Origin of the sequence: Gluconobacter sp. Dm-62, from assembly GCF_018256155.1 — a bacterium.
In the GTDB taxonomy this organism is placed as follows: domain Bacteria; phylum Pseudomonadota; class Alphaproteobacteria; order Acetobacterales; family Acetobacteraceae; genus Gluconobacter.
In genome coordinates this window covers 1-26,041 of record NZ_JAERLY010000003.1, presented here as the reverse complement: position 1 = coordinate 26,041, position 26,041 = coordinate 1, and the positions used below count along the sequence as shown (strand labels likewise).

The window sequence follows — 26,041 nt, the reverse complement described above, 5'->3', positions numbered from 1 at the left end:
TACCACTGACTGAAACGGAAAGCAGGACCTTTCCGGTCGTGAAACCGCAAGGCCCCGCAAACCACGTGTTACGGGATCAGCTTCTCAGCCCGCAGCCGGGCAAACAGATCGGTGAAAGAATCCGGCGTGTACTGGTAATCCGCAAACCCCGCGAGGCGGCTTTTGCTCATATCCGTCACACATTCCACCGGACGCCCCAGATCCGCATCCGTATGCCAGGCCGAAGCCAGCCGCTCGATCCGACGCTCTGTCAGACCGTATTTCGCGACAATTTGCTCCCAGAGTTCCGTATCGCCAGACAGTGTTTCTTCAAGCGACGTCGCATGGCCCGGATACGGTGCGGCCTCGATTCCGAACCATTCCGCCAGTCGCGGCCAGAGCCATTTCCAGCGTACCAGATCACCATTCACGATATTGAAGGCTTCGTTGCGCCCTGCCGCACTCGTGGACGCCCAGAGCAACTGCCTCGCAAGCTGTCGCGCATCGGTCAGATCCGTCAGACCGTCCCACTGCACAGGCGATCCCGGAAACACGAACGGACGCCCGGTCTCGCGGCAGATCGTCGCATAAACCGCCAGCGTACTGCCCATGTTCATCGCGTTGCCGACCGCATAACCGATGACGGTATGCGGACGATGGACACTCCACGAAAAGTCATGCCGTGCGGCGGCTTCATAGAGCGCGTCTTCCTGATCGTAATAGAAATTCCGCAGATCCAACCGGGGCACCTCTTCCCGGAACGGTGTCACAGGCGGCTCTCCCGACGCATAGGCTTCGAACGGACCAAGATAGTGCTTCATTCCGGTCGTCAGCGCAGCGTGAAGCAGAAGCCCCGGCTCCGGCAAAGCTGCGAACAGGTTGCGCACCATCGCCGCATTGACGCGGCAGTTCTCCTCCTCGGTCGCCTGACGCATCCATGAGCAGAAGAAGACATGGCTCGGCCGCAGATCCTTCAGCGCATCGGCAAGCAAGGGGGGATCCAGAAGATCGGCCGCCACCGGCAGTACACCAGCCACATCATGGCGGGGACGGCGGGCGAGCCCGTGAACCGTCCACCCCTCGGCCACGAGACGCGCCGCAAGGTTCTGACCGACAATACCCGTCGCCCCGACAACAAGGGCAGTCCGGGTAGGTGCCACAACAGGAACAGAAGATGTCATGGGATTTTTCCTTTGCAGAAAACAGGGTCTGCTCCACATCTGATAGGACATTCCCATTTCCGCCAGATAGCACCTTTTCGTGCCCTGGTGACCAGAAGGTTCCCACCTCATGACACCGCCGCTGCCCGATCACTACCGTCAGGCGCCCTTTGCCGAAGACTGTGCGCCCCGCCGGATCCTGAGGCTTTTCAGCGGAAAATGGACCACCATGATCCTGCACACGCTGCATCTTCTGGGCGGCACGGCACGTCCCGGAAAACTCCAGCGCAGCATCCCCGGCCTGTCAAAAAAAATGATGACGCAGACCCTGCGCGAGCTTGAAACGCAGGGTCTGATCCGCCGCAATGTCCGGCAGATCATGCCGCCCCATGTCGATTACAGCCTGACGGAACTCGGACAGACTTTCGTGGAACCCGTGGAGCTTCTCTATCACTGGGCCATCCGCAACGCCGACGCCCTCGACCGGCTCACCTCCGACGCAGTCACCCCTTCCGAATGATCTCTCCGCATGAAGAGGGTAGGACAGGGCGGCTACCCTGTGCCATGTTTGCATTCACAAACCGCCCTCGGCGGACCACCTGGCGCGGACCTCAGGCCGCGTCCCAGAACGCGTAATCTCAAGGACTCACCAGAGCAATGCCGTCGATACCCCGTCCCGATCCGTCTCCATCGTCACCTGCACGAACCGGACGCACCGTCCCCGGCATCATTCTTTTTCTTCTCCTTGGCGTTCTGACGTCCCTGCTCCCGGCAAAAGCCGCAGACAGCACAGCACCCGCGCAACTGAACCAGCAGGAAGCACAGCAGCTCCTCAATGTCCTGAACAATCCCAAAGAGCGGGACGCCTTTACCCACACCCTGTCCCTGATGGCCCGAGGCCTTCAGGTCGAAACTCCGGCAGCGACCCCGGTCCCGGCTGCCCCTGCCGTGACGCCCGCAAAGGCTGCGCCGGCCAAAACCGTCGCTGAAGTCCCGCCTGACATCCACACCGGCCTGAGCAGCATCCGTATCCAGACGCTCGGTTACCTGCACAACTTCCTTGGCCTGTTCAGCGATCTCGGAATCGTTGGACGCTGGGCGCATACGACGCTCGCTTCTGCCGCTACCCGCACCACGATCCTGCATGCTTTCGGAGGCGGCCTCGTGGTCATGCTCTGCGGCATCGCACTGGAGCGGATCGTCGCCCTCAGCCTGCACAAGCCACTGCTTCAGCTCACCCAGAATGCTGAAAAACGCGAACAGCACAACGTCGTCGAAGCCGAGGAAACCGCGCCACAGGAACCCATCGTCGACGGCTCCAGCGAAACGCGCGCCGCGGATCAGCGACGTCAGGTCGAAACCCTGCGCTTCCTCTCCCGCGTGCCCTATGCACTGGGTCATTTCGCGCTGAAGGCCGTGCCGGTCCTCGCTTTTCTGGCCGTTGCCTATCTCGCCGTTCTGGTCCTGCCGTGGAGCGAGAAGACCGATAACGTCATCATGACGCTCGCCAACTGCTACGCCGCGGCGCGCTGCCTGTACCTGTTCGTCGAAACCGGCTTTGCGCCACGCTCTCCCACCATCCGCCTGCTGCCCGCCACGGACGCAACAGCATTTCTGCTGACCCGCTGGTGGAACGTACTGGTCGCAGCCCCGGCCATCATTTTCTGCCTCTCCACGCTGGGCAGCCAGTTCAACCTCTCCCCGCGCGGCACGGACGCCATGATCCGTGGCGTGGTCCTGATCGAACACATCCTGATCGCCGTCTTCATCTGGCGCATCCGGCACCTCGTCAGCCGCGCGCTTCAGCCCCGCGCCGTCCCTGACACCGCGATGTGGACCTTCATCGTCGCCATCACACGCCTGTGGTGGGTGCCGGCCATGTTCCTCGATGTGTCCCTCTGGATCGTCTGGGCCGCCCATCTGCCCGGCGGCTATCGCTGGATCCTCGACACCACCGGCATCACCATCGGTATCCTTGTCGCCTCCCGGCTGCTGGCCGTGCTGGCTTACGGACTTCAGGACCGCTTCTTCCGCATCAACCCGGTCCTGACCGAACGCTTCCCGGACCTGCAGAAGCGCGCCGACCGCTATTACCCTTTTGCCCGCCGGATCCTCACCGGCGCCATCCTCTTCCTGACTCTGATCGCCATGACTGAAGCCTGGGGCCTGCCCACATTCGGTTTCTTCATGAAAAACGCGGTGGGACGTCATCTGCTTGACGCCGTCCTGACGATGCTGGTCGCCCTCAGCGTGGCCGTTGCGATCTGGGAAATCATCAACGCTTTCCTCAGCCAGCAGCTCACACGCTTCGAGAAGTCGGACCAGATGTCCCGTGCGACACGCCTGCGCACAGTCCTGCCCATCATCCGCACGGTCCTGCTGGCCATCATCATCATCATCGTGGCCGTCACGACGCTCTCGCAGATCGGGATCAACGTCACGCCACTGCTCACCGGCGCGGGCATCATGGGTGCCGCCATCGCCTTCGGTTCGCAGAGCCTGGTCAAGGATTTCATCACGGGCTTCTTCATGCTCGTCGAAGATGCCATCCAGGTGGGGGACTGGGTGACGACCGGCGGCGTCTCGGGAACGGTGGAAAACCTTTCGATCCGCACCGTGAAGGTTCGCGACATCAACGGCGACCTTCACATCATCCCGTTCTCGTCCGTCTCCTCGATCGCCAACACGGCGCGCGGTTACAATCAGGTCATCGTCAAGCAGCAGCTCGACCTCTCTGAAAATCTGCCACGCGTCACGGCCATCATGGCCAAGACACTCAAGGAAATGCGCGACGATCCGGTCTTCGGCCCCATGATCCTGTCGGACTATAATGATCTGGGTGTGGACAACAGTGATAGCGGGGGGGCCACGCTCCTTGGCAGCTTCCGCACGACGCCGATGATGAAATGGAAGGTGAAACGCGAGTTCTACCGCCGCATCACCAATCAACTCGCCGCAGAGAACGTCAAGTTCTATACAGGCACATCCTACTTCACGACGCCGCCGGGCAATGCCATGCGCATCACAGCAGACGTCACCCTGCCAGCCCCAGCCAACGACGCTCCCACCACGCCAAAGGCGCCTGCCCAGAAGCCAGCGCCAGAAACGGCGCAGGATAATGGCAAGCCTGACGGCAGCACGCCGGGCTGATTTCAGACCGGCCCCGTTCAGGGGCCGGTTTCACCATCCGTTGCATTTCCACATAATTGTTAATCAATTAAATAAAGTCTTGCGTTCACACGCTTGCAGGCTCATTCTGCCTCCACATTATCGAGAACCCTCCTCCCGGTTCCCCGCAGACGATTTCCCGGCCCGAACTTTCCGCGGCCCCGCATCGCCCGCCGATCGGCGAGGATCATGCCAAGGAATCCAGCGATGTCTCTTGTCCTGGTCTCATCGGACTCATCCGACCCTGCCCAGAAAACGACCGTGGCCGCCCCCGCCGAAACACCGATGGAGCGCCCCGACCCGACCGTTCTGGCCGAAAAGAACCGTCAGGAAGAGCAGGTCCTGAAAAAGCGCTTCATCGGCATGGTCCTCGGGCTCGTCTTCGCGCATGTCTATGTCGCACTCGCGCTGGCCTATTCCTACATGGACGACCACAATCACCTGCATACCTGCTGGCTGCCGCTGCTCGGCGCCTTTATCTGCGGGATGATCTTCGTCTTCCACGTCTCGATCTCGTAATCAGGAGAGGCCCCATGACCCGTACCGTTCGCCACGCATGGCTCCAGCCCTTCCTGTCCACGACATTGTGGACCCTCGTCCTGATCGACATCGCTGTCATGACTTATCTGGAAAATCAGGATTTCTTCAAAGATTATGCCGGCTGGGCCTGGCCTTCCGTCCTGATCACCGGGATCATCGGCTACTTCATCGGCCCCGCGATCGATCGCCTTTTTTCCAGAGAATCCTCCAGCGCCAACAGACCGTAAAGCACGCAGGGTCGGAGCGGCTGTTCAGACAGCCGTATCTCTGCCACCGGGAAAGTCACCGATTTCAGGAGGATAAGCATGATTGCTCCAGGTGCAAACGGCATCACACGATATGCTCACCTGATCCGGACCCGGAAGTACGTTGCGGCGATTTCGATGGATAACCGGGGAGGAAGTTTCTTCTCGGTCACCGGATGGTCAACCTTCATTGACCGCAAGGACGCCACACCGGAATGGATCGGAGAAAATCTCCGCAAAGCCCTCGAGACAAGTCGGGATCTCTTCATAGAATGGGGTAAATACCCCCTGCCACAAGACAAGATTGATGCCGAAAAGAAGAAATCCGGCCCGCTCTACATGGAGTTCTGGGGCCGGATTCGGGAAAAATACGGCTTCAAGGACTGGCGGGATGCGCAAACCAAGTCAGCCCTGGTCTTTATCCAGTGGGAGTGCGAACAAACAGATCAGGTGCGCTTTGCCGCTTCAAAAGGCAGAGGAACCAGTCATTCAGCCTGGTATACGAACGAAAACGAAGGAAAAGTCTTCCACACCTCGTTCAATGCCAGCAATCAGGAGTTCGGAGAGGTCGCCCTACAGGCCCTCGACGTCTGCCGCCCCAATTACCTGTAAAGCCGTGCCCAATAAAAAAGGGAGACAGAATATCTGCCTCCCTTTCCCGATCCATCAATCCCGCAGACCTTACCGCAGGATGCCCGTGTGCCCGACGCTGTAACGTCCCGGCTGCGGCCAGACCGTCAGGCCATGCGGCTCCGCGCCGACCGGGATCTTGCGCATCGCCCCCGTGTCGGTATCGATCGCATAGACCACATCGTCGAACCGGCCCGAAAGCCAGAGCAGCTTGCCGTCCGCGCTGACATTGCCCATGTCCGGGCTGCCACCACCAGGGATCATCCAGGTCTTGACGACCTTGTCCGTCGCGAAATCGATGATCGACACGCCACCCGGCCCATGCTTTGGACCATGGATACGATGCGAGCCGCGATTGGCGACATACATCAGCTTGCCGTCACGGCTCGGATACAGGCCATGCGTGCCAATGCCCGTCGGGATGAAACCGGTCTCCGTGAAGGAATCCCCGTCCACGACGAACACGCCGTCCGCCATCATGTCCGCCACATAGAACTTGTGACCATCCGGCGCCGTCAGGATGTCCTGCGGCATCCCGCCCTTGGACAGCTTCAGCATCCCGATCATCTTCAGGTTCACCGTATCGACCTTGGCGACATAGCCGCCGAACTCGCAGGTGAAGATCGCGTATTTGCCGTCGATGGAGAAATCGGCGTGATTGACGCCCTTGCATTCCGGCGTCTCGACCGAGCCCTTCAGCTCCATCGTATGCGGATCGCGGAAGTCCAGACGCTTGTGCGCTTCCGCCACCGTGATCGCGTATTTGCCGTCCGGCGTGAAATACATGTTGTACGGATCATCCACGGCAATGGACGGGCCCGGCTTGGCCGTCGCCGGATTGATCGGCGTGAGCGACCCGTCCGGACGGCCCTCGCTGTTATTCGTCACCCACAGCATCCGCAGATCCCAGGACGGCACCACATGCTGCGGCGAATGTCCGACGCGGAACGTATCCACGACCTGAAAGGACGCCGGATCGATAACTGAAACACTGTCCCCGCGCAGGTTTGGCACATAGACGCGAGCCGGGTCCTGCGCGATCGCGGGCGAGATATGGGACGGAGTCGTCTCGCTATAGATGTTCTTCGGATCAATGACCGGCGGCATACCCGGAATGGTCTGGATGCCGGACGCAGCCACAGGCGGCGTTGCGGCGACAGGCGCGGAGGCATCGGCCGGAACCGGCACCATTGGCGCACTCGGGGAATATTCCTGCGCATGGGCCGCGGCAGCTCCCAGCAGCGTCATCGCCACCAGAAGAGGAGTCTTGAATGTCATGGATGGCTCCTTTGGAAAGACTGGATTGCCGCAACCGCGGTCCGGATCTGCATCTCCGTGCCGATCCGGCCGAGCCCGGCCGATGCACGCCGTGGATCGCCACCATAGACGCCATCGGCCGCACCCGGTTTCGAAGCCGTACGCAATGCATCCTGACGCACAAGCGACGGATCGACCGCCAGCATCAGCGACGTATCGCTCAGCTCCGCATGAAGCCCCACCTCGGCCGCATGCCCCTGCGCCCGCAGGGCCTCGGCATACTGGTGAGGAACGACTTCATAATAATCACGCAGATAAAGCACCGCTGCCTGACCCTTCCAGGCCCGGTTCAGCTCCTGCGCCACCTGCGCCATGAAAGACTGGTATCCGCCATGATCGCCCAACAGCACGATCCGCTTAAAGCCCTGAACGCGGAAACTCTCCGCAGCCCCTTTGAGCAGCCCCTCGAACACGGCGGGCGGCACGGAAATCGTGCCCGGAAACTTCATGTGGGACGTGCGCGGGCTCGTAGACCCTTCCGGCACATACGCCACAACAGGCGCCACCAGCGTATGCCCGGCCTGAACCGCAATAGCATCCGCCAGCACCTGAGCCCGCACATTATGCTTGCCGACCGCCATGTAAGGCCCGCTCTGCTCGGTCCCGCCGACAGGAATGATGACGGTATCGGTCCCCGCTTTCACATCCTGCGCCACCTCGGTCCAGCTCCGGCACGCAAACTCGGCCTGAAGCGCCAGACCGGTGCAATGCGCGCTGTCGCTGACCACACCCTGCGCATGCGCGATCGAGACAGATAGCCCCATCCCGCCACAGAACAGGGCGACACGACGGCACAGGTGAAACAGGTTGAACATCCGGGCGGGGACACCTCTGGCAATGGCTGCCCTTCCCTACTCCATCTTCCCCGGTCTTTTCCAGAGCCGCAGTTCCCGAAACCCCGGTCTTTCCGGAAATGGATCATGCAGTATAAGACACTATGCCTTTCCCGATTTCCTATGACCCCGATCCCGTCGACAGCGCCGCCCATCTGATTCAGGTCGCGCTCACTCCTGTTTTCATGCTGTCGGGCATCGGCACCCTCATCAACGTGTTCAACACACGTCTGGCCCGCGTCGCCGACCATCTCGAAGACGTGCGCAAGAAACTCGGCACCCCGAAAACCGACGACACGCCGGTCGATCCCGTCGACACCCCCGCACGCCTCAGAAGTCAGCAGACCCGCCTGCACCGGCGCGTCTTCGTTCTGGACGCTGCGATTCTCCTCAACGCGATCGGTGGCGCGTCGACCTGCGGTGCGGCCATGGCGCTGTTTGTCGGCTCGATCCGGGACGCTTCCACGTCAGCATGGCTGCTCGCACTTTTCGGCATAGCTCTCGCCTGCACCGTCGGATCGCTCATGTTCTTCCTCGCTGACACCCTGCTGAGCTGGCACGGCCTGCGTCGTGACAGCGATCTGAGCCTCGACGCGGAATAGACCACCACGCAACTTTATTTCAAAAGCCACCCAAAACAGTACTGTTTCCCGAAAGAAAGCTGCGCCAGAACGCGAATCCCGTTTTACTTTGGCAAAAACGAAATCAGCGCCTGCCGGAAACAAAAACCGCGTCTCCGGAAAGAAGGCAAAAGTTTAAAATGCATTTATGCGTATAATGCAGGGCTGACCCTGCATCTGTATTTGTTGCTTCCGACCCCGATTCCGGAGTTTCTCCCGCTGCACGCCGCAAAACGGCAAACAGAACCACACGGAGATTTTCCAGATGACGTCCATGACCCTGATCCACCTGATCGGCCTCCCCACCAACCTGCTCGCACAGTTCTCGATGGTTGCCTTCGTCCCGATGATCGGCGCCCTGATGATCGCTACGGTTGCTTCCGACCGCGTTTCCGAGAGCTGATCACAGTTATCTCGGGACAAGCCCGGCCATCGTGCCGGGCGTCCCGCTTTTCCTCGCCCGGCTGACGCGTATCGCGATCAGTGCCGGACTGAGAGATAGGATTGCGGATCCAGTCGGCGGCGCCACAGATCGCACAGCCAGCAACAGCTGATCCCGACCAGCATTCCGATCGATGTTGATCCGACCCAGTGCGTCGGCAAAAACGACATCATCACACCTGCCAGACCGGCAATCGTCCAGTTCATCGTCCCCATCAGTGCCGAAGCCGCACCCGCCTGATGCCCATGATGCGTCAGCGCCAGAATGCCCGCGTTCGGCCCTATGAAGCCCAGCGAAAATGTCGTGCACCAGATCAGCGCGCACAGAATCCACGGGTCCTGCGGCCCGGCAAATCCGCTCAGACAGACCAACACGGCCAGCACACAGAACACCAGCACCGCCAGCATCCCGATTTCCATCACCCGCGTGAACAGGAAGCGGGTGGCCAGCTTGGCATTCACCTGCGAGCCGATAATGAAGCCCACCCCGTTCAGTCCAAAGAAAATGGCGAACAGATGCGGCGAGAAATGCAGGATGTTCTCAAACAGCGCCGGGGCGTTGGACAGATAGGCAAACATCGTGAACGTTCCAAAGCTCACGACCATCACCGCAGAGCAGAAGAGCGGTTCGCGCAACAGGTCCCGGTAACGCGCTGCCATACCACTGACCGGCAGTGCGAAACGCCGGTCCAGAGGCAGCGTCTCAGGCAGCAGAAACAGCGTTCCGAAGAACATCACGACGCCGAAAACAACATTCGCCCAGAAAATCAGACGCCAGTTCCCAAGATCCAGCAGGAAGCTGCCGATTGACGGCGCCAGCAGAGGCCCCAGACCGAAAATCAGCATCAGCTGGGACATAAGCTTCACACCTGCCGGGCCGGTCGCCACGTCCCGCACCATCGCACGCGGCGCGACAGAGCTGATCGCTCCGCCCAGAGCCGCGACGAAACGCAGTATGCAGAACACGTGAAAACTGGTCGTCAGCGCCAGCCCAACCGAGGCAAGAGCATAGACTACAAGCCCACACAGCAACGGCAGCTTGCGCCCGTAGCGGTCACAGAGCGGCCCCAGAGTAAACTGCCCGATCGCAAGCCCCGCCAGCCATGCCGTCAGCGTCAGCTGTGCCGATCCTGCTCCATGTCCCAGATCATGCTCCAGTGCCGGAAACGCAGGCAGGTACATGTCGGTCGAGACAGGTCCCAGAATGAAGATCACGCCGATCAGCACACGGGTCAGGGCATTCATCCCCGCCGGGGACGTCTGTTCGGAAAGTGACGTAGCGGACACGCAGGCACCATGGATAGACAAAGCATAAAACCGAAAACGGGCTTCCCCTGCTGGAGAAGCCCGTTTCCATACTCAACGCCTTTTTGCCCGGACTGACCAGCCCTCAATTCAGGGCCACCGCGTCATTCCGGACAGGGACGCAGACCTTACTTCGGCCAGTTGGCCAGAATGTCCGTCTTCACGCTCTGCGGCAGGCCAACATAGTCGAGGCGGGCATTATCCGCGTCGCCGTGCTGGAAACCCCATGTAAAGAAGTCCCGAACAGCCTTGCCGGAGTCCTTCTGGGCTGCATCAACCGGCACCAGAACGAACGTCGCCGTCACGATCGGCCAAGAAGACGCGCCATCCGTGTCCAGCAGGTTCACGGCATAGTGATCGGCGTGCACCCAATCAGCAGCCTTGGCGGCTTCCGTGAAGCTGGCCAGCGTCGGGGCCACGAAAGCACCGCTGTGGTTCTTCATCTTGGCGATGTTCAGGTGGTTCTGCGCGGCATAGGAATACTCGACATAACCGATGCCACCTTCAGTCTGACGCACCATGGCGGCAATGCCGTCATTGCCACGTGCGCCTGAACCGCCCGGCCAGGCGATGGACGTGCCGGCACCGAGCTTCTGCTTCCAGGTCGGGGAAACCTGCGACAGATAGGACGTGAACACGAAGCTTGTGCCCGAACCATCAGCACGGTGGATCGGAGCAACATCCGTGTCCGGCAGCTTCAGGCCCGGGTTCAGGGCCTTGATGCGGTCGTCGTCCCAGGTCGTGATCTCGCCGTCATACAGCGCAGCCAGCGTGGGGCCATCGAGGCGGAGCTGGCCCGGTTCCAAACCCGGCACGTTTGCCACAACCACGATGCCGCTCATGACCGTCGGGAACTGGTACAGCTTTTCCTTGGCCAGACGATCACCGCTCATCGGCTTGTCGGACGCACCGAAATCGACGGTACGGGCGATCACCTGATCCTGGCCAGCACTGGAACCCACGCTCTGGTAGTTCACAGCGATACCGGCCTGGCTCTTGGCGGCCGTGCCCCACGCACCATAGATCGGTGCGGCGAAGCTGGATCCTGCGCCAGTGATGTCCGCAGCCTGCGCCGACGACACGAACGGGGTCATGGCAGCAGTGCCAAGGGCCGTGGCGACGAGAAGACCGAATAGCGGAGCTCTGCTCTTGATCATGGGAATCCCTATATGGGGCGTGAAAACTGCCCCCTTAGTAACGCCAGCACAGACTCAGAAACAGTAGGTCATGCGTGATAGTTTCATGACACCCTCCCGACACGGGAAAGTGCCGAAATGTCACACCCCTTTCCCCGCAAGCTCCGCCCGCCCGCCACTTCCGCAACAAAACTGACACACGGAAGTATAAACCCGAGGTTTTCTGCGACCTTTCGCCGTGACTGTCATGGAACTGTCATGTTCCCGTCATGAAACCTTCCCATTATTTCAAAATGCGAATCAGATACCTGAACTGCGGAACACACGCCCTCCTCAGCAAGGACGCACCGCAGCAATGGTTTTCTCTTTCCGCCGAACCACGGCCCTCCTGGCCACGACGACCCTGGTTTCACTTCTTCCTCTTTGTGGCCATGCCCGGGCCGCCGACCAGATGCAGATCATGGAACGGCAGATCCAGGCCATGCAGGCACAGCTTTCCAGCATGAAGAAAGAGCATGCCGAGGAAATCAAACGCGCCCGTGCTGTTCTGGCGCATCAGCGGGAAGAAGCTGAAAACAACCCCTATGCCCAGCGTGGCCGCTATATCGGCCAGCCGCGCACAGCAGCGCAGCCCCTGATCAGCGTCCGCCCGGCAAAGCCCGGTGCCGATGACGGCCGTCCGGCATCAGACCGCGCAGACGTCTCCTCCTGGGCCGATTTCCAGCGCGCCACCGCGCAGGACGAAGAAGTCAGCGTTGGCGGCATCAAGGTCGGCTTCCCGGGTGGTCGCCCGACGATCCAGTCTTCCGATGGCGCCTATGCCCTCTCGATCGGCCTGGCCTATCATGAAGACTTCGGCGGCTTCTTCAATTCCGGACCGCGCGCCGGTGAAACACGCGGCGCCTTCAACGGCTTCACGTCCAACCAGCGTCGTCTGCGTATTCCGTTCATGTTCCGCTACAAGAACTGGGTCGCGGCCGTCACGCCTGATTTCGGCGCCAACCATAACGACGGTTATGTCGGCCTCTATGAGGGCAACCTGAACTATACGGGTCTTCACAACACGGTCCTGACCGTCGGCTACTTCCAGCCGCGCGTGACCGAAGAAGATTCCGAAAGCTCCAACGACTTCTTCACGCTCGAGCGTCCGAGCATCACCGATATGGTGCGTAACATCGCCGCAGGCGATGCCCGCTTCAGCGTCGGTGGTCTGCATTACGAGAAGCGCTGGTGGGTTGCCGGTTACTTCACGGGCCAGGAATGGGGCCATCGCAACGCCTCTGACATGAGCTCCACCTATTATGGTGGCGGCAGCGGCACCACGGTCGACAGCCAGACGGGCGCCACGCTGCGCGTTGCCGGCCGTCCGGTCGTGACCAAGGACGTGGACCTGCACCTCGGTGCATCTGCCATCTCCGCGTTCAAGGTTGCCTGCAACACGGGATCCGACCCCAACCACTGCACCCGCTCGACGTCCTTCGGGCAGCGTCCGGAGTTCGATATCGGCGAAGCCAACCTGGCTGCCACCGGTACCATCAGCAACGCCTCACAGGTCTGGGCCGCCGGTCCGGAACTCGGCCTTCGCTGGCGCCGCCTGATCGTCAAGGGCGAGTACTATCACGTTGGCGTCCAGCGCTCGGCACCGGGCCTGAAATCCGCCAGCTTCCAGGGCTGGTACGGTTCCGCCGCCTATACCCTGTTCGGCAATCCGCGCATGTACAACATCAAGGAAGGCGCATTCGGCGCTCCTGGCGTGAAGGCTTCCGAGGAATTCAACCCGGCCCTCAACCAGTGGGGTGCACTTGAAGTCGTCGGCCATTACAGCGTCATCGACCTCAACAGCAATCTTAACGACGCGAATGCCAAGAACGTCATCCGCGGCGGCCAGCAGACCGTCTGGACCGGCGGCCTGAACTGGTACCCGAACCGCCACTTCCGTCTGATGATGGACTACAGCCACTTCATCGTCTCCCGCAGCACGCAGGCCACCAACACGGCCGGCCGCACGGGCAACTCGATCGCAGCCCGTATCCAGGCCGCGTTCTAAACCACACCCGTTACCCTCTCCCGGACCCCGGTCCGGGAGAGACCCTTCTGTCCAACACCATTGCGTGCACACCCGCTTTCCCGATTGCGGCCCACGCCCCGCAGACAGCATGATTCCCGTTCCACAACGAGAGAACCGGCTGATGCTCCCCACCGCAAAACCGCTCCTGTCCACAACCGCATTCGCAGTGAGCCTCCTGTGGTCCGCCGCGTCCGCCCAGCCTGCTGCCAGCTCCCACATCGTCACCAGCCAGAAGCTCGACTGGTCTACGGCCGCGGCCCTCGCCTCCGAAGCCGTGCGTATCTGCGCCGCACAGGGCTATTCCGTCACCGCCACGGTCGTGGACACGACCGGCCATGAACAGGCCGTCATCAAAGGCGATACCGTCCCCCTGCAATCGCTCTCCGTCGCCTACCGCAAAGCCTACACGGCCTATTCCTACGGTCTGGCCTTCAACAAAAATACTACCAGCGAGCTGATTGCCGCAGGCGTCACCGGCCCGGCAAACGGTGCCCTGAACACCATCCCTGAAGTCCTGTTCGTCCCCGGCGGCGTGACCCTGCGCCGCACGAGCGACCACGTGATCCTCGGTGGGCTGGGCGTGTCAGGCGCACCCGGCGGAGACAAGGACGAGGCCTGTGCCCTACATGCTGTCGAAAAATTCAGGGCGCAGTTCCAGTAACGCCAACATCTTTCGGGAAATCAAAGACGCAGGATCTTTTTTATCTCCAAGACCGTTCTTGAAATAATTCCTGAATCCTCCAGTCTTTCATGCAGAGTTTCCCTTTGAGAAACTTCCCGGTATTGTCCGGTCCGAATGAAGACTTCCTGAAAGACTGCCTCTTGCTGCGCTGGTTTCTGGTTTCCATCCTGTCCCTGACCGTCCTCCTTCTCGCCCTGTTCGGCGCAGGCTGGGTCTGGATCGACCACAAGGACCTCGCCGCCTTCGCCACACCGCGACTGGAAAAGAAACTCGGCCGCACCGTCCATATCGGCGCCCTGCACGTCCACCCCGGACCATGGCTGACCATCGACGCCGACGACGTTTCGGTCGCCAATATTGCCAGCGGCACCCGCCCGCAGATGATGACGCTCGGGCATCTCGGCGCACAGATCCGCATGACCTCCCTGATCTGGGGGCCGCCCGAAACCCGCAATGTGGTCATCTCGAAATTCTCGGGCCTGTTCGAACGCACCCCGGCGCATTTACCTAACTGGCGCTTTGGGCCCCATCAGAACGACCCGCGTCCTCCGCTCACGCCCGAGGAACAGGCCAAAGCCAATGCGCCGCCAGATCTGGGCAATGCTCCGGGTCTGCGCAACGTCACAATCCTCGACAGCGACGTCACATACCGTTCGGCCAATGGTGCATCCTACAAGGCCACGCTTGAGAAAGTGGACTTCGCGTCCACCAGCGACACCAGCTCGTTCACCATGACCCTGAGCGGAGCCTATAACGACACGCCCATCGCAATTTCTGCTGAGATGGAGCCGATCCGCGACCTCCGCAAAACCCCGAAGCGCCCCTACGGCACCAAGGCTCATGTCACATCCGGCGACATGACCTCGGATTTCACCGGCACCCTGACGGACCCGACGAATTTTGATGGCGTGGAAGGTCACACCACCGTCACCACACCGACGTCCGACACGCTATTCAGCGTCGCCGGGATCAAAGGCGATCATGCCCCCGTCAAAATGACCCTGGCCGGCGACTTCAGCCATTCGGGCAATAACTGGCACTTCCGCAAGGCGAACGGCACCATCCAGACCAGCACGATGGAAGACGGCGACTTCACCCTTATCGAAGGCAGTCACGGCAAACCCGACGATGTGACGGCAAAAATCGGTTTCGGCCGTCTCGACATCAACGGCCTGATGCCGATCCTCGCGCCGTCCGGCTCGAAAGGCAGCAAAAAGAGCCCGTCCACGCTCCACGCTGACCTGCTCCTCATCACACCGCCCGATCCTGACCCGCTGATCCATTTCGATCTTGCCGCCCGCCAGCTCATTTACAACACACTCGATTTTGCCAGTCTCAGGATTCAGGCTTCCCAGATCCCCAACCGCATCGACGTTCCCCTTTTGCGGCTCGGCTATATCGGTGCCTCCCTGAGCGCCAACGGACATATCGAAGCGGATGGAAAATCCTCCCGCATCGCCGCCGAAGTCGCGCTGACCCATGGCGACATCGACCGCCTGCGCCGTGTCGCGGGCCTTGCACCCGTTCCCGTTCAGGGCAGTCTGAGCTTTCGCATCATCGCCAGCGCCAACAACGTCCATACCCTCAACGAAGCCATGAGCCGCGCCGACCTCACTGCCGCCGTCAGCATGGAGAAGGGCGAGATCGCCCGCGAGATCGTCGAAGCCGCATCCATGGACCTGCGTCTGATCTTCCGTCACGCCAAGGGCGTCACCCCCATCACCTGCCTTCTGGGTGTCCTTCAGATGCATCAGGGCAACGGCACCGTCGTACCACTCCGTCTGCGCACAGGCGCTGGGACAATCGCAGCCAAGGCGAATTTCGACCTCAACCGCAGATGGCTCGATCTCGTCTTCGCCAGCCGCCCCTTCTCCACCAGCTTTTTCGCGCTGGACGTTCCCGTCCGTGTGAGTGGAAAGTTTGACGCCCCGATCCTCTCCCTTGCCAGATGGTCGAAGGAAGGCCGGAACATGCTCGCGGATTCAAACGAGATCACGAACCTCCCACCGGCCCTGCAGGGTTTCGCGGCCTCGAACGCCTGTGCACGCCCCACCCGCTGACACGGATTTGCACCCCATCCTGCCCCCGGCTATGCACATCGGACCGTAAAGAAGAGGGTCCAGGTATGCGTATTGCAATGGTCGGTGGCGGATATGTCGGGCTGGTCTCAGGGGCGTGCTTCGCTGAGTTCGGAGCGGACGTCGCCATCGTGGAACGGGACCCCAAGAAACTCGCTGCCCTCAATGCCGGGCGCATTCCCATTTATGAGCCGGGTCTGGATGCCCTTGTCACCAGCAATGTCGAAGCGGGACGCCTGACCTTCGGGGACGACCTCGGTGCTGCCATGAGTAACGCCGATGCCGTGTTCATCGCTGTTGGCACCCCCACCCGACGCGGCGACGGCCACGCCGACCTGACCTATGTTTACGCCGCAGCCGAAGAAATCGCCCGCGCCGCCCGAACGGACCTTCTGGTCGTCACCAAATCCACGGTTCCCGTCGGCACAGGCCGCGAAGTCGCCCGCATCCTGCGCCAGACCCGCCCGGACCTGACCTTCGATGTTGCGTCCAACCCTGAATTCCTGCGCGAAGGCAACGCGATCGACGACTTCATGCGCCCGGATCGCGTGATCGTCGGGATCGACCGTTCCGGACCGGATGGAGGTGCGCGGGCCCAGAGCCTGATCGAACAGCTCTATCGCCCCCTCATGGCCATTCAGGCCCCAATCGTCCTGACCGATCTGGAAACGGCGGAGCTGACCAAATACGCCGCCAATGCCTTCCTCGCGATGAAGGTCACCTTCATCAACGAAATGGCCGATCTGTGCGAGAAAGTGGGTGGCAACATCCATGACGTTGCCCGCGGCATGGGCCTCGACCAGCGGATCGGCAGCCGCTTCCTCAGCCCTGGACCCGGTTATGGCGGCTCCTGCTTCCCCAAAGACACCCGTGCCCTGACCGCCATCGCACAGGACGCCGGCAGCCCCACGAAACTTGTGGAAGCCACAGTCGCCATCAACGAAGCGCGCAAAACAGGCATGGCCGAACGCATCATCGCGCAGGCAGGGGGCACCCTTGAGGGCAAAACGGTCGGTATCCTCGGCCTGACCTTCAAACCCGATACGGACGACATGCGCGAAGCCGCGTCCCTGCCCATTCTCGCCCGTTTGCATGACGCCGGCGCGACCCTTCAGGTCTTTGACCCCGAAGGCATGGACGCCGCCCGCACATTGCTGCCAGAGAACGTGCGCTATTGCGACGACGCACTGGCCGCCGCACAGGACGCGGATATCGTGGTCGTCCTGACTGAATGGAACATGTTCCGCGCCCTCGACCCCGTTCGGCTGAAGAGCGCCATGCGCGGTAATGCCGTCGCAGACCTGCGAAACATCTGGAGCCCCGACCTCATGCGCGAGGCCGGGTTCAACTACAGTTCGATCGGCCGCCCCTGAAGGAACGCGTTACTGGGCCTGAGCCTCAACCCGCGCTGCAGCGCGATCCACAGGCGCAAATGTTCCGTTCCGCAGACGCCGCTCCAGTTCTTCAAGTGACTGTCCCTTTGTCTCGGGCACATAGCGCAGCACGAACCAGAATGCGAAGGCATTGACGCCTGCGAACAGCCAGAACGTCCACCCGGCACCGAGCATCTGCACCAGCGACAGCGTCGTCAAGGAAATGATCAGATCCGCGCCCCAGTGGCTTCCGGCCACGAGGCTCATGCCCTTGCCGCGGCAGGACAGCGGATAGACCTCCGCACCCACCAGCCAGATGGCAACCGACAGACTTCCCGTATTGAAAACCGTATAAGCCATCACGGCAGCCACCGTGATCCATGCTCCGACACCGCCGGTCAGGTGCATCGCAAACGTGGCGCCCAGAACCGCAAGAGCGACCACGGCTCCTGGCAGCAGCCGCAGCATCAGCGTACGCCGCCCCCAGTTATCGACAGCCCAGCCCCCGAATATCGTGGCAACAACCATGCCCACGCCTACGGCCACTGAGGTCAGCAGAGCGGAATCCTGCCCGAAACCGGCATCGGCAAAGATCGTCGGTGCGTAATACATGACAGCATTGATGCCCGTGAACTGGCACAGAAGCGCAATCCCCACAGACGCTGTCAGCGCAGGCCGCACCCACGGTTTCGCCAGCTCGGACCAGGGCGCCTGTACATCATGGTTCTCAACGATCTCGTCCAGTTCCCGGTCCGCAATCTCGTCGGACAGACGCACACGCCGCAGAACCATCCGCGCTTCTTCAGTCTGACCATTCAGGGCCAGCCAGCGCGGACTGTTGGGCAGGAACGCCATACCTACGAACAGGATCAGCGCCGGAAGCATCCCGATGCCGAACATCAGCCGCCAGCTGGAATCCCGCAGGAAATACCCGGTAATGAAGGAAATCGTAACGCCGGAAACCACCGCCAGCTGGAAACCCACGACCAGGCGCCCCCGACGCTCGGGAGGTGAAATTTCCGCAATGTAAATGGGAACAATCTGGGACGCCGCACCAATAGCCAATCCAAGGATCAGACGGGCAATGATCAGAACCGACACACTCTGCGCCGAGGCCACGATGATTGTTCCGACAAGGAACAGGGCGGCCGCAATCATCACCGTCCGCCGACGTCCGATCCGGTCGGAAATACCGCCGGCCCCCAGGCACCCGAGCAGCGCACCCAGAATGATGGCTGACGTCACGACTTCCGCGCCAAGCGTATCCAGATGAAACTGGTTCCGAAGCTGAAGCAGGGCAGAAGAGATGATGCCGGTATCATATCCGAACAGCAGGCCGCCGGTCGCCGAGATCGTCGCAATGAAATTCGTCAGAGCATGTCCGCTCAGCTTTCTGGACCCATTCCTGTTCTGCATCGTGAACCCTTCCGCCGCGAAGCCGCAGGCCTTTGTTCTGGAGACAATTCGCCTGCTTTAACGCTCCACTATCAGAAAGTAACATCACAAAAGTGAATATTTTCGTTTTTACCGTGAAATTTTTCGTGTCCGCCTCCATGCAGAGCACAAAAAAGGCCCCCTTTCCGTACGGAAAGGGGGCCTGACATTACGCCACCACGAAACACTACCTTACGGCTGAACGATCCGCAGAATGAACGCCGTCAGAGTATTGATGGCTTCCTGCTCCGGACGGTCCGCAGGCAGACGCAGTTCCGGAGACACCGGCGCTTCGTAAGGTGCGGAGATACCCGTGAATTCCGGGATTTTCCCTGAACGCGCCGCAGCGTACAGCCCTTTGGGGTCCCGCTTTTCACAGGTTTCCAGCGGGGTATCGACGAAGACTTCATGGAAGTTCTCGCCCACGATCTGCCGTGCCTGCGCCCGATCCGCCTGAAGCGGCGATACCAGCGCCACGATCACGACCTGCCCGCTTTCGGCCAGGATCTTCGCGACATGAGCCGCACGGCGGATGTTTTCGTGACGGTCTTCCGGTGAGAAGCCAAGATCGCTGCACAGTCCGGCCCGCAGGGTGTCCCCATCCAGAACCGTCGCATTGACCGCCTGTTCCGAAAGCGCCAGCTCGGCCGCCCGTGCCACCGTGCTCTTGCCGGACCCCGGCAAACCCGTCAGCCAGAACACACCGCTCTTGTGACCGCGCGTCTGGACCTGACGGGCGGCGGAAACGCGGCTGGCCGTCGGATGAATGGCATGTTCGCCATCCGCAAGTTCAGCAGGACCAATCAGCGGCGCGCCACCGACGATACGCTGGTAGCGGTCCACCAGAACGCCACGCCCGTCACCAAAGCCCGGGGAGAACGGATCGAACAGCACGGCATGGGAGGCGGCTAGCGTGATTTCCGCAAAACCATCCGGCGGCACGCTGTCGCCCTCACGAAGGGTCAGGTCTTCCAGATCGACCACGGCATCAATAGAGGCCACGGTCACGTCGTGCTCGGCCGTGGTCAGGCGCAGCGTGAAGCTCTCGCCCACCCGCAGCGGTTCACCACGCAGCCAGAACAGGCGCGTGCGGATCCGGGCAGAACGCTCGGGAGCCGCAGCCTTGTCATCAGCGGGGAACAGCAGATCGCCCCGATCCGGCACCAGATCCGGCTCCAGACGCAACGCGATGGACTCGCCCGCACCGGCGACCGGAAGCTCCGGCGCATGCCAGCGGCAGACTTCCGCTACAGTCGCGACCTGTCCCTGCGCACCAATGCTCAGACGGTCGCCCGCGCGAACGGTCCCGCGCTCGATCCGGCCTGCCACATAGCGGATACCGTCAAAGCGATAGACATCCTGCACCGGCATCCGGAACGGCAGTGCGGCGCGCGAAGCCGGCGGCGGCACATTAGCCAGCGCCTCGACCAGCGTCGGGCCCTTGTACCAGAGCGAACGCTCGGAACGGCTGGCGATGTTGTCACCGTCACGGGCGGAGGCCGGAACAACAGCCTCAACCTCGATTTCCAGACGACCCAGAAGCTGGCGCACGTCGGACTCGACCTTGACGATTTTCGCTTCGTCGAATTCCAGAAGATCGGACTTGTTGAGCAGCACGATCACATGGCGGATGCCGATCAGACGCAGCAGCATGGCATGACGCCGCGTCTGCTCCTGTGCGCCTTCTTTGGCATCGACGACCAGCACGGCGGCTTCCGCATCAGCCGCACCCGTAATCATGTTGCGCAGGAACTGGCGATGGCCCGGCGCATCGACGATCACAAATTCCCGCGACCCCAAACGGAACGGAATGCGCGTAGAATCGACTGTCACGCCCTGATCGCGCTCGATCTGAAGGGAATCGAGCAGGAAGCTCCACTCCACGGCCAGCCCACGCTTGCGGCTGCTCTCGACGATCTGCGCCAGCTTGCCGTCCTGGAGACTGTCGGTGTCGTACAGCAGACGCCCGATCAGCGAAGACTTGCCGTGATCGACATGCCCCACAATGACGATGGGGGTCGCGGCGGCGCGATGGGTTTCCGAAAAGCTCTCGGTCACGATGTTGTCGCCCATTTTCACAGATATCCCGCTACACGCAGACGCTCGAACACGTCCTCGGACTCATGATCCATCGCACGCCCCGCGCGCTCGGAGGTCCGACTGGTTTCCAGTTCGGCAATCACTTCCGCCACGGTGGACGCATTGCTCTCGATGGGGTTGGTGATGTCCTGATCGCCCAGCGAGCGATACCGCTTGCCGTCCTTTGCAAAATACAGATCCACCAGCGGGATGTTCTCGCGCTCGATGTAGCGCCAGATGTCGATCTCGCGCCAGGACAGCAGCGGATGGACGCGAATATGCATGCCGTCTTCATACGGCGTCGCATACTGGTCCCAGAACTCGGGCGGCTGGTTGCGCACGTCCCAGCGATGCCCCGCACCGCGCGGGCTGAACACGCGCTCTTTCGCACGCGTCGCCTGCTCGTCACGACGGATACCCGCAATGACACCACGCAGCTTGTGCTTGTCGATCATCGCGGCCAGACCAGCCGTCTTGCGGGCGGCAGAGCGGGCGGCAGGCGGAAGCGAGGGGTCAATTTCCTCAACCGGCGGGCAATAGCCCAGCAGCAGATCGAGGTCCCATTTCTTGGTGTATTCGTCACGGAACGCATACATTTCCGGGAATTTCTTCTCGGTATCGACATGCATGACCGGGAACGGCACACGCCCCATGAACGCCTTGCGCGCCAGCCACACCATCACGTTGCTGTCCTTGCCCAGCGACCACAGCAGAGACAGGGGCTTCAGCTTGCGATAGGCCTCGCGCAGGATGAAAATGCTCTGGGCCTCGAGTTGGTCCAGATCATCCATAATACGCGGCTGCGCCAAAGAAGAAGCCCGACTTGTGGTGGACTGATCCCGCGACAGGATCCGTGTTTGCGTCATTATCCGCTCCGTAGTCATGCTGGCCTGTGAATGCCGCATTCCGTCTTGGTCAGACCGGCCCAGCGGCCCGCCCGTCCATCTTCACCATCCTTGACCGCCCTTGTGCACGGAGCACAACCGATCGAGGTGTAACCTTTTGCAACCAGTGGATGCCGTGGCAGGTCCCGACGCTGCATCTGCGCCTCAATCTGACCTGGGCCCCAACCCGCCAGCGGGTTGAGCTTCACGCTGCCGTCAGGCTGCGGATCGACCAGCGGCAGGGCCGTGCGCGTCACGGACTGGCTGCGCTTGCGCCCCGTGATCCAGACATCGAAATCCGGCAGCACCAGATCCAGCGGCTCGACCTTGCGCAACGCACAGCACGCGTCGGGATCGAAATCCGCGAGCTGATCCTGTGGATCACGGTCATGCAGTGCCTTGGGCGTAGGCGACAGGGTCCGGACATTCAAAAGCCCGAGCTTGCGGGACAGCCTGTCACGATATTCCAGCGTTTCCGGGAAGTGCCGCTTCGTATCCAGAAAGAATACCGGAACAGCGGGGTCAATCTGCGCAACAAGATCCAGCAGAACAGCCGATTCCGCCCCGAAAGACGAAATAACGGCCACGCGTCCCCGCAGCAGATCCAGAGTCTCCGTCAGAACCCGTTCTTCCGGGATCTGGCGAAGGTGATCCAATTCCGTCCGTAAGAGAGGCATGCGCTGCACCTACCTGTATCCAGATCAGTCATGCCACTTCCGCGGCACGCCCCGAGACATAGGCGCATCATCCGTAAAAATAAACTATTTTATTTGATATAACTTTTTTGTTTCGTTGTTAAATCACTTTGCGCCTGCGTTCATCAGGACCCTTAAAGACCTGTCACGACCGAAAATAGAGAGAGAGCCTGCCAGATACGCTCCCCAAACCCGGAAGACGCCAACAAAACCTTGTTAGGACCGGGAAGATCTACACAACCGCATGGAAATGGCTCAATCAGACATATAGTGGCCTGATATGCCACTCATGCCATTCCAAAAATTCAGTCCAACAAAAAGAAACCCTTTTGAAAAGCTTCTGGCACGGTTCATGCATCAACAGACTTCATGGACATGCTTTCACCCTTTTGCACTCAGCGCCTTGCGGGCTTCCTTGTCCGCCAGACCGTGCAACCGCAGATGGTGCCGGAACTGGTAGTAGGTCAGGCCAAGCAGTTCGGCCGCGCGGCGCTGGCTGAACTGCGCCTCGCGCAGGGCAGCTTCCAGCAGGCCACGCTCATGCGTCCTGACGTCTTCCCCAAAATCGCGCGGGAACGTCAGCCCGTTACCCGCAGGCATAGTAGGCAACGGGTTACTCTCAGCCGGTACAGCCATGTCCTGCCATTCCGGCGTCACGAACGGGTCCAGCACGATCTCGTCCAGCGCCTTTTCCGGGCGGTCCATCCGATAGACGCTTCGCTCGACCACGTTGCGCAGTTCGCGCACGTTGCCGGGCCAGTCGTAAGCCTGCAAACGCTCCAGCGCCCGGTCCGTGAAACCCGCGAAAACCTTCCGGCCCAGCTCTGCGCTCATGCGGGTGGCGAAATGCCCGGCAAGCAGGGAAATATCTTCCGGACGGGCGCGCAGCGGCGGGACGTTCACGACATCGAAGGCCAGCCGGTCCAGCAGATCCGCCCGGAAGCGCCCCTCCCGCGCCATGGCGGGCAGATCGGCATTGGTCGCCCCGATCAGCCGCACATCCACACGAATGGTCTCGCTACCGCCCACGCGCTCGAAACTGCCGTATTCGATCACCCGCAGCAGCTTTTCCTGCACGGCCTGGGACGCAGTGCCGATCTCGTCGAGAAACATGGTGCCCCCGTCCGCGCGCTCAAAGCGCGACAGACGGCGCTTCTGCGCGCCAGTGAAGGCACCAGCCTCATGACCGAACAGTTCGCTGTCCAGCAGCGCTTCGGGCAGGGCCGCGCAGTTGAGCTTCACCAGCGGCCGGTCCCAGCGGTCCGACAGCAACGCCAGACGCGCGGCCACCAGTTCCTTGCCGGTCCCGCGCTCGCCGATCACGAGAACCGGACGGCGCAGCGGCGCAAGGCGGGAGACCTGATCCAGCATGCCCAGAAATGCCGGAGCCCGCCCGATCGGGGTCGGCACCTCGTCCATATCGGTGCTTCTCGCCATTTTCTGGTCTCTCACGCCCCTGTTTCGATCTTCAGTTCATAACACCCTCAAAACAGCATCACTGACAAGGGATCGCTGACAAGGACAGGCATCTGTCCTAAGTCTCTCCATCAGGAAGGAAAGCATCATGGGTATTTTCTCTCGCCTCGCCGACATCGTGAACTCCAATCTCAATGCGATTCTCGCTACCGCCGAGGACCCGCAGAAAATGATCCGCCTGGTCATTCAGGAAATGGAAGACACGCTGGTCGAGGTCCGCAGTCAGGCCGTCCGCACGATCGCCGAGCGCAAGCAGCTCGAACGCCGCGTCCGCACCATGATGCACGAGGAAGACGAATGGCACCGCAAGGCCGGCCTCGCCATCGAGCGCAACCGTGACGATCTGGCGAAGGCCGCCCTCGCCGCCCGCCACAGCGTGGAACAGTCCCGCGAGGCTCTGGAACAGCAGATCGCCCAGATCTCGGACGGGCTGGACCAGCAGAACGACGACATCTCCAAGCTTCAGGCCAAGATCGCCGACGCCAAATCCCGCGAAAAAGCGCTCTCCATCCGTGCCCGCACCGCTCAGGGCCGCCTCAAGACCCGCGAGAAGCTGTACGACACCCGCATCGACGACACGCTGAACCGCTTCGATCAGGTGGAGCGCGCTCTTGATGAGCTTGAAGGCAAGGCCGAGGCGTATGATCTGGGCCGCCGTACCGGACACCCGACACTTCAGGAGGAACTTGCAGCCCTTGAAACCGATGCTGTCGTGGAAAGCGAGTTCGAGGCCCTCAAACGCCGTGTGTCCGAAAAGAAAAACGCAGGCTGAGAAAAGGCTGACCGAAAGGCCCAAGGCATGAATTCGTCCATCTTCCCCTTCCTTGTTCCCATCACGGCCATCATCTGCTGGTCCGTCGTCAGCATGGTCAAACATGCCAATGCCACGCCGAAGGGTGGCGCACAGCAGGACCCCATGCTTCAGGCCGCACTGACACAGGCCGAAGCCCATGCTACGCGTCTGGAAGAAAGGATCGACCAGCTCGAACGCATCCTCGATGAGGATATCCCGGGCTGGAGAGCAAGGAACGCACGATGACACGCCGCCCCGTCCTCTTTTCCGGCCCCCGACCGGCGCTTCTGGCCCTTCTGGCAGGCGTTGCCCTGCTGACGCCTGCAGCCCATGCCGCACGGATGACCCTGTCCGGAGAAGATCTGGATCTCGCCATCCCCTGCACCAGACAGGTCAGGGTCGTGGTTGATCCCACCATGAAAGACGGGGCGACACTTGATTCGAGCAGCATGGCGCAGGTCGCGATGCACACCGGAAAGGAAGAGGCGGAGAGCCGCATTTCCATCGCCACAAAAGCCTGTGCTCCGGACGGACGGCTGACCATCAGCATCTCCCCAAGCACCGGCCTGACGATTCACGACAGCCACGACACACATTTCATCATCACCGGAAAACTTGCCTCGCTGGACGCCAGTCTCGATTCCACCACCATGGAGATTGATGACACGCAGTCGCTCGACCTGACCATGCAGGGGGCGTCCAGCGTTCATATCAAGTCGCTGGAACGCGCTGCCCAGGTCGTGGCCTCCGGAACCTCGACGCTGACGGCCGATACAGCGCAGCTGGCCGCCCTTTCGGCGCAGTTGACGCAGAATGCGGGCATGACCCTCTCGGGCGGCAGCATTGATGCCCTCACGCTGATTACGGCTGATCAGGCCAGCGCAACCATTCTGGGTCATGCAACCGTTGCAACTGTCGCTGCCAACGGAACGGGCGAGGTCAATATCGAGGCCGTCTCGGGACCAATGGTGCGTTCGGGCAAAGGTAGCGTGCGTGTCGGCGCGCAGAATGGCGTGATCTACCGCCCGACACCGCCCCCTCCTGCTGTGGCAGCCGCACCTGCAACGCCTGCCCCCCTGCCGTCCACTCCGGTTCAGGCCCCTGT

At 61.3% G+C, this 26,041-nt stretch carries 23 protein-coding genes and 1 pseudogene; 14 read left to right on the top strand and 10 right to left on the bottom strand.

The annotated features are described in order from the left end of the window. Positions 1 to 68 precede the first annotated feature (68 nt). The gene (locus JK202_RS04785; protein WP_211558778.1) at positions 69 to 1,160 is read right to left on the bottom strand and encodes an SDR family oxidoreductase; all 1,092 of its coding nucleotides are present in this window, start codon (positions 1,158 to 1,160) and stop codon (positions 69 to 71) included. A 109-nt stretch (positions 1,161 to 1,269) separates the two neighbouring features. On the opposite strand from JK202_RS04785, the gene JK202_RS04780 reads away from it, so the two are divergent. The 5 genes from JK202_RS04780 to JK202_RS04760 all read left to right on the top strand — a co-directional run bounded on the left by JK202_RS04780 (position 1,270) and on the right by JK202_RS04760 (position 5,704). Next, a complete protein-coding gene (locus JK202_RS04780) occupies positions 1,270 to 1,659 on the top strand; it encodes a helix-turn-helix domain-containing protein (RefSeq protein ID WP_211558776.1) in 390 nt (129 codons plus the stop codon). Between the two features lie 137 nt (positions 1,660 to 1,796). Continuing rightward, positions 1,797 to 4,289, top strand: a complete 2,493-nt coding sequence (locus tag JK202_RS04775; protein WP_211558774.1) for a mechanosensitive ion channel family protein — start codon at positions 1,797 to 1,799, stop codon at positions 4,287 to 4,289. Positions 4,290 to 4,514: 225 nt separating this feature from the next. After that, entirely contained in the window at positions 4,515 to 4,826 is a 312-nt protein-coding gene (locus tag JK202_RS04770) for a hypothetical protein (protein WP_211558772.1), read from the top strand. Between the two features lie 14 nt (positions 4,827 to 4,840). Then, positions 4,841 to 5,074 (top strand): hypothetical protein, encoded by a 234-nt coding sequence (locus JK202_RS04765; RefSeq protein WP_211558771.1) that lies wholly within the window; start codon positions 4,841 to 4,843, stop codon positions 5,072 to 5,074. 78 nt (positions 5,075 to 5,152) lie between these two features. Further along, entirely contained in the window at positions 5,153 to 5,704 is a 552-nt protein-coding gene (locus JK202_RS04760) for a hypothetical protein (RefSeq protein ID WP_211558769.1), read from the top strand. Between the two features lie 69 nt (positions 5,705 to 5,773). Here the strand turns inward: JK202_RS04760 and JK202_RS04755 are convergent, their stop codons facing one another. Both JK202_RS04755 and JK202_RS04750 read right to left on the bottom strand, forming a co-directional pair. Then, on the bottom strand, positions 5,774 to 7,000 hold the full coding sequence (locus JK202_RS04755; protein ID WP_211558767.1) for a YncE family protein: 1,227 nt from the start codon (positions 6,998 to 7,000) through the stop codon (positions 5,774 to 5,776). Next, positions 6,997 to 7,854 carry a creatininase family protein gene (locus JK202_RS04750; RefSeq protein WP_211558765.1) on the bottom strand — a complete coding sequence of 286 codons (858 nt, stop codon included), beginning with the start codon at positions 7,852 to 7,854 and terminating at the stop codon, positions 6,997 to 6,999. Before JK202_RS04750 ends, JK202_RS04755 begins: the two co-directional genes overlap by 4 nt. A gap of 122 nt (positions 7,855 to 7,976) precedes the next feature. On the opposite strand from JK202_RS04750, the gene JK202_RS04745 reads away from it, so the two are divergent. Both JK202_RS04745 and JK202_RS04740 read left to right on the top strand, forming a co-directional pair. Continuing rightward, complete coding sequence (locus JK202_RS04745; RefSeq protein ID WP_211558763.1) at positions 7,977 to 8,474, top strand: DUF2721 domain-containing protein; 498 nt, start codon at positions 7,977 to 7,979, stop codon at positions 8,472 to 8,474. A 283-nt stretch (positions 8,475 to 8,757) separates the two neighbouring features. Continuing rightward, a complete protein-coding gene (locus JK202_RS04740; protein WP_211558761.1) occupies positions 8,758 to 8,895 on the top strand; it encodes a hypothetical protein in 138 nt (45 codons plus the stop codon). Between the two features lie 77 nt (positions 8,896 to 8,972). On the opposite strand, the gene JK202_RS04735 is transcribed toward JK202_RS04740, so the two are convergent. Beyond that, complete coding sequence (locus tag JK202_RS04735) at positions 8,973 to 10,220, bottom strand: multidrug effflux MFS transporter (RefSeq protein WP_211558759.1); 1,248 nt, start codon at positions 10,218 to 10,220, stop codon at positions 8,973 to 8,975. A gap of 146 nt (positions 10,221 to 10,366) precedes the next feature. Then, positions 10,367 to 11,395: a phosphate ABC transporter substrate-binding protein PstS gene (pstS, locus tag JK202_RS04730; protein WP_211558757.1), complete on the bottom strand. Its 1,029-nt coding sequence runs from the start codon at positions 11,393 to 11,395 to the stop codon at positions 10,367 to 10,369. A 334-nt stretch (positions 11,396 to 11,729) separates the two neighbouring features. Between pstS and JK202_RS04725 the strand changes: the two genes are divergently transcribed. The 4 genes from JK202_RS04725 to JK202_RS04710 all read left to right on the top strand — a co-directional run bounded on the left by JK202_RS04725 (position 11,730) and on the right by JK202_RS04710 (position 17,575). Further along, positions 11,730 to 13,421, top strand: a complete 1,692-nt coding sequence (locus JK202_RS04725) for an OprO/OprP family phosphate-selective porin (protein ID WP_211558755.1) — start codon at positions 11,730 to 11,732, stop codon at positions 13,419 to 13,421. Between the two features lie 109 nt (positions 13,422 to 13,530). Beyond that, positions 13,531 to 14,103 (top strand): GlcG/HbpS family heme-binding protein, encoded by a 573-nt coding sequence (locus JK202_RS04720; protein ID WP_408872140.1) that lies wholly within the window; start codon positions 13,531 to 13,533, stop codon positions 14,101 to 14,103. A gap of 122 nt (positions 14,104 to 14,225) precedes the next feature. Further along, on the top strand, positions 14,226 to 16,184 hold the full coding sequence (locus JK202_RS04715) for an AsmA-like C-terminal region-containing protein (protein WP_249199681.1): 1,959 nt from the start codon (positions 14,226 to 14,228) through the stop codon (positions 16,182 to 16,184). A 65-nt stretch (positions 16,185 to 16,249) separates the two neighbouring features. Then, complete coding sequence (locus JK202_RS04710; RefSeq protein WP_211558753.1) at positions 16,250 to 17,575, top strand: UDP-glucose/GDP-mannose dehydrogenase family protein; 1,326 nt, start codon at positions 16,250 to 16,252, stop codon at positions 17,573 to 17,575. A gap of 9 nt (positions 17,576 to 17,584) precedes the next feature. Here JK202_RS04710 and JK202_RS04705 read toward each other — a convergent pair whose 3' ends face one another. The 5 genes from JK202_RS04705 to pspF form a co-directional block, all read right to left on the bottom strand. Continuing rightward, positions 17,585 to 18,991, bottom strand: a complete 1,407-nt coding sequence (locus tag JK202_RS04705) for a sugar porter family MFS transporter (protein ID WP_211558751.1) — start codon at positions 18,989 to 18,991, stop codon at positions 17,585 to 17,587. A gap of 210 nt (positions 18,992 to 19,201) precedes the next feature. Beyond that, the gene (gene cysC / locus JK202_RS04700; protein ID WP_211558749.1) at positions 19,202 to 21,082 is read right to left on the bottom strand and encodes an adenylyl-sulfate kinase; all 1,881 of its coding nucleotides are present in this window, start codon (positions 21,080 to 21,082) and stop codon (positions 19,202 to 19,204) included. 2 nt (positions 21,083 to 21,084) lie between these two features. Continuing rightward, on the bottom strand, positions 21,085 to 21,879 hold the full coding sequence (gene cysD, locus JK202_RS04695) for a sulfate adenylyltransferase subunit CysD (RefSeq protein WP_211559138.1): 795 nt from the start codon (positions 21,877 to 21,879) through the stop codon (positions 21,085 to 21,087). An 89-nt stretch (positions 21,880 to 21,968) separates the two neighbouring features. After that, entirely contained in the window at positions 21,969 to 22,649 is a 681-nt protein-coding gene (locus JK202_RS04690; RefSeq protein WP_211558746.1) for a phosphoadenylyl-sulfate reductase, read from the bottom strand. Positions 22,650 to 23,048: 399 nt separating this feature from the next. Then, complete coding sequence (gene pspF, locus JK202_RS04685; RefSeq protein ID WP_211558744.1) at positions 23,049 to 24,104, bottom strand: phage shock protein operon transcriptional activator; 1,056 nt, start codon at positions 24,102 to 24,104, stop codon at positions 23,049 to 23,051. A gap of 127 nt (positions 24,105 to 24,231) precedes the next feature. Between pspF and pspA the strand changes: the two genes are divergently transcribed. The 3 genes and pseudogenes from pspA to JK202_RS04670 all read left to right on the top strand — a co-directional run. Then, on the top strand, positions 24,232 to 24,915 hold the full coding sequence (gene pspA / locus JK202_RS04680; protein WP_211558742.1) for a phage shock protein PspA: 684 nt from the start codon (positions 24,232 to 24,234) through the stop codon (positions 24,913 to 24,915). 27 nt (positions 24,916 to 24,942) lie between these two features. Beyond that, entirely contained in the window at positions 24,943 to 25,182 is a 240-nt protein-coding gene (gene pspB / locus JK202_RS04675; protein ID WP_211558740.1) for an envelope stress response membrane protein PspB, read from the top strand. Beyond that, a pseudogene (locus tag JK202_RS04670) lies at positions 25,179 to 26,041 on the top strand (DUF2807 domain-containing protein); the annotation flags it as partial. The gene pspB and the pseudogene JK202_RS04670, both read left to right, overlap by 4 nt.

Coding starts and splice junctions, on each gene's coding strand:
- cysD (WP_211559138.1), bottom strand. CDS start 21,879: ATGGATGATCTGGACCAACTCGAGGCCCAGAGCATTTTCATCCTGCGC.
- JK202_RS04740 (WP_211558761.1), top strand. CDS start 8,758: ATGACGTCCATGACCCTGATCCACCTGATCGGCCTCCCCACCAACCTG.
- JK202_RS04745 (WP_211558763.1), top strand. CDS start 7,977: ATGCCTTTCCCGATTTCCTATGACCCCGATCCCGTCGACAGCGCCGCC.
- JK202_RS04690 (WP_211558746.1), bottom strand. CDS start 22,649: ATGCCTCTCTTACGGACGGAATTGGATCACCTTCGCCAGATCCCGGAA.
- JK202_RS04765 (WP_211558771.1), top strand. CDS start 4,841: ATGACCCGTACCGTTCGCCACGCATGGCTCCAGCCCTTCCTGTCCACG.
- JK202_RS04725 (WP_211558755.1), top strand. CDS start 11,730: ATGGTTTTCTCTTTCCGCCGAACCACGGCCCTCCTGGCCACGACGACC.
- JK202_RS04755 (WP_211558767.1), bottom strand. CDS start 7,000: ATGACATTCAAGACTCCTCTTCTGGTGGCGATGACGCTGCTGGGAGCT.
- JK202_RS04785 (WP_211558778.1), bottom strand. CDS start 1,160: ATGACATCTTCTGTTCCTGTTGTGGCACCTACCCGGACTGCCCTTGTT.
- JK202_RS04750 (WP_211558765.1), bottom strand. CDS start 7,854: ATGTTCAACCTGTTTCACCTGTGCCGTCGTGTCGCCCTGTTCTGTGGC.
- pspB (WP_211558740.1), top strand. CDS start 24,943: ATGAATTCGTCCATCTTCCCCTTCCTTGTTCCCATCACGGCCATCATC.
- JK202_RS04770 (WP_211558772.1), top strand. CDS start 4,515: ATGTCTCTTGTCCTGGTCTCATCGGACTCATCCGACCCTGCCCAGAAA.
- pspA (WP_211558742.1), top strand. CDS start 24,232: ATGGGTATTTTCTCTCGCCTCGCCGACATCGTGAACTCCAATCTCAAT.
- JK202_RS04775 (WP_211558774.1), top strand. CDS start 1,797: ATGCCGTCGATACCCCGTCCCGATCCGTCTCCATCGTCACCTGCACGA.
- JK202_RS04710 (WP_211558753.1), top strand. CDS start 16,250: ATGCGTATTGCAATGGTCGGTGGCGGATATGTCGGGCTGGTCTCAGGG.
- JK202_RS04705 (WP_211558751.1), bottom strand. CDS start 18,991: ATGCAGAACAGGAATGGGTCCAGAAAGCTGAGCGGACATGCTCTGACG.
- JK202_RS04720 (WP_408872140.1), top strand. CDS start 13,531: ATGATTCCCGTTCCACAACGAGAGAACCGGCTGATGCTCCCCACCGCA.
- JK202_RS04780 (WP_211558776.1), top strand. CDS start 1,270: ATGACACCGCCGCTGCCCGATCACTACCGTCAGGCGCCCTTTGCCGAA.
- pstS (WP_211558757.1), bottom strand. CDS start 11,395: ATGATCAAGAGCAGAGCTCCGCTATTCGGTCTTCTCGTCGCCACGGCC.
- cysC (WP_211558749.1), bottom strand. CDS start 21,082: ATGGGCGACAACATCGTGACCGAGAGCTTTTCGGAAACCCATCGCGCC.
- JK202_RS04760 (WP_211558769.1), top strand. CDS start 5,153: ATGATTGCTCCAGGTGCAAACGGCATCACACGATATGCTCACCTGATC.
- pspF (WP_211558744.1), bottom strand. CDS start 24,104: ATGGCGAGAAGCACCGATATGGACGAGGTGCCGACCCCGATCGGGCGG.